Here is a 1478-nt window from a genome sequence, read left to right on the forward strand (position 1 = left end):
GCCATCATAATGATCGGTGCATTCAAATTACCACTCGGGATCTCAGGCATGATCGATGCATCCACAATCCGCACATTGTCTATGGTGTGAACACGACCAAACTCATCAACCACACTCATTTCATCGTGTCCCATACGGCATGTACAGCACGGATGATAGTTGGTACCTGCATTGTCTCTTAGCATTGCCAGAATTTCTTCATCTGTCTGTACATTCGGTCCCGGTGTAACCTCTTCACCACGTAAGTGATCCCATGCCTTTTGCGATACAACATTACGGATCGCCTTAACCGCATCAATGGCATCACGTCTGTCTTCTTCTGTACTTAAAAAGTTAAATCGGAATTTCGGTGCTGCAAACGGATCGGCACTTCCTAACCATACTCGGCCGGTACTCGTCGGACGCATAAGACTAAAGAAATACTGGAAGCCATTTTCCAGTTGGACGCTACCGTGCTGGAATTCACCTAATAATGGAATGAACTCAAACTGAACGTTAGGCACTTTAATGTCATCTCGAGTTCGAATAAATGCACCCACTTCAAAGAAGTTGGTCGCACCTAAACCTTTCTTAAAGAATTGCCACTGGGCACCCAGCTTTGCTTTACCAAACAAGGTGAGTTCTTTGGCAATCGAAACATTTTGGGTTGCACGGTATTGAACCGGCGCAGCCACATGGTCTTTAAGTCCTTGGCCTACACCAGGCAAGTCAGCAACACATTCAATTCCATGTTCTTTCAAATGGGCTTTGTCACCAATACCTGAAAGCATCAGGATGTGTGGAGTATGCAAGGCACCGGCAGATAAAATAATCTCACGTTTAATCTCAATGACCTGAGGCATACCATGCCAATGGAAATGGATGCGTACAGCTTTCTTCTTATCGAACTCAATACGGGTCACTTGTGACTTGTCACACACATGCAAACGGCTGATATCCTTATTTTCATGGATATAAGCACGTGATGTATTCCAGCGTAAACCTTTATGGATATTACGTTGGGTAATATGAACGCCTTCTTGCTTGTAACCATTATGGTCATCTACACGTTCATAACCTGCCTGTACACCCGCTTCAAGAAAGGCTTGATACAGTGGGTTATTTGCTTTACAGGTTTCAATTTTCATTGGACCTGAATCACCACGGTATTCATTGCCGCCTTTATCGAAAGATTCAGCTTTTTTGAAATAAGGGAGGCAGTCTTTATAGCTCCAGCCTTTAGCACCTAAAGCTTCCCAGTTATCGTAATCCCATGGATTACCACGAACCCAGTTCATGCCGTTGATTGATGAAGAACCACCGAGTACTCGACCGCGGGCTTCATAGATCTTACGGTTATTTAACTCTGGTTCTTCTTCAGAATGCATGTACCAGTTGAAACGGTCATCTGTAAGAGGGAAACCCAAGGCAGCTGGCATGCGAATATATAAACTATCGTCAACCGGACCTGCTTCAAGGAGCAGGACATTGACATCTTT

Annotated in this window: 1 protein-coding gene; it reads right to left on the reverse strand. The window is 44.5% G+C overall.

Annotated features, from left to right (window positions below):
• Positions 1-1478: choline dehydrogenase (locus KNQ97_RS19140; protein WP_253612637.1), on the reverse strand; the 1478-nt coding region annotated here is incomplete at both ends.

The sequence above is a fragment of the Acinetobacter sp. UC24323 genome (assembly GCF_024151445.1).
Classification (GTDB): domain Bacteria; phylum Pseudomonadota; class Gammaproteobacteria; order Pseudomonadales; family Moraxellaceae; genus Acinetobacter; species Acinetobacter baumannii.